Origin of the sequence: Desulfosporosinus cupriresistens (genome assembly GCF_001707885.1) — a bacterium.
GTDB lineage: Bacteria > Bacillota > Desulfitobacteriia > Desulfitobacteriales > Desulfitobacteriaceae > Desulfosporosinus.
The window spans coordinates 1-1,699 of record NZ_MASS01000122.1 but is presented as its reverse complement, the minus strand read 5'-3'; the positions used below and the strand labels follow the sequence as shown (position 1 = coordinate 1,699).

The 1,699-nt window shown below is 40.6% G+C and carries 1 protein-coding gene; it reads right to left on the bottom strand.

The features are described 5' to 3' along the window. Positions 1–232: 232 nt before the first annotated feature. Positions 233–1,399 (bottom strand): sulfate adenylyltransferase, encoded by a 1,167-nt coding sequence (sat, locus tag DSBG_RS21430; RefSeq protein WP_009619451.1) that lies wholly within the window; start codon positions 1,397–1,399, stop codon positions 233–235. Positions 1,400–1,699 lie beyond the last annotated feature (300 nt).

The window sequence follows — 1,699 nt, the reverse complement described above, 5'->3', positions numbered from 1 at the left end:
AAATTGAATTAGCCTCTTTACGTTTGAATCACTTATAACATCTAAGTTTTTCGCCTAATAGGAGAACCTTCCAACTCAAAAAGCTGTAATTAAAGACTCAACAACACCTAAGTGACTTGAAAGGAAACTCCTGATATGCGGTATTCACCAGAATAATCAAGTTTGATTCAACAAAAGAGTCTTTTCACTAATTCACGCATCCACTGCGCAAAATTCCTTAATAGCGATTAACTTACTTTGAGGAATAATATTTGAGCAGGATTTGCAAGACTTCTGGGCGGCTGAAATTGCTAGGTGGCACTTCGCCGGCTCCCAACATCGCTCTTAACTTTGTACCACTGATCTTCAGATGATCTTCTTTACCATGTGGGCAAGTTTTTTCAGTAGTCATGCCACCGCATTTGTTGCAATACATAGCTGCAGTCACTTTGAGTGGCTGGCAGAGAAGTTCGCCTGGTTTGAATTGATCAAATATTTCTTGAGCTTGATAAGCAGTATAGTAGTCGCCTACACCAGCATGGTCACGGCCTACTAAAATGTGGCTGCAACCAAAGTTTTGACGGAAAATAGAGTGAAGAATAGCTTCGCTAGGTCCTGCATAACGCATTTCCATTGGATATACTTTCATCACGACACTTTTTTCATTGAAATAATTTTTCAATAGGACTTCGTAACATTCCAGACGTGTTTCAGCCGGAATATCGCCCTCTTTGAGTTTTCCAACGATTGGGTGAATAAAGAGTCCATCACAAACTTCATTACCCATCTTGCATAAGAATTCATGGGAACGATGTAAAGGATTCCGTGTTTGGAAAGCTGCAACAGTTGCCCAGCCTTTTTCGTCAAAGATTGCTCTAGTTTGAGCAGGGGTAGCATAATAATCGCCGTATTTTGAAGCATATCCGAGTTGGCTAAACGTTACTAACGAACCACCAACGTTGATATTTCCTTGAGCCATAACTTTGACAACACCGTCATGTACAGGATCATCTGTAAAGAAGACTGCCTTGCATTCTTTGACTTTGTCGTACGTATATTTATCGCTAACCGTTAAAATACCGCAATAGGTATCAGTTTCATCATCAACTAAGGCTACTTCCATGCCAATTGTGAGGCTAGCTGCTTGCTCTTCAGTAACTGAAAGAGTGATTGGGAGTGGCCATGCTAAACCATTGGTTAAGTGTTTTGTTTCAACAACACTTTCATAGTTCGCTTTATCCATGAATCCTGTCAATGGGCTAAATGCACCCATACCAATCATTAAAAGGTCAGAAGTTTCTCTAGAAGTCATGCGAATTACAGGTAATGTTTTAGCTTTTGCCAAAGCCTCAGCACGTTGTTCTTCCGGGAGCAATACTGGAGTTAACTTTCCGCCATGTGGTGGTACAAGTTTAGACATTATTAAATCCTCCTCTATATTATTTTATTTTTTGATATGGTGAGTCTACGACAGAAACAGGTGTTTATCCTAGTCAGCGTCCACAACACTTTTGCTGAAAAAGACACTGCATAAACAGAGTTTCCGGCATCCCCCCTTTCAAAATTCCCTTTACTTTTATAAAACCCTATTACTCAGCCCAAACTCCTTATCTCGTGGTTCTATGGAGAAACCCTATCTCCGACAAAAGATCAAGGTTGGCTAGCTGCGCATAGAAGTTCGGACAGCTCCATAACTTGCAATACGTCTCCCTTTTCCAAA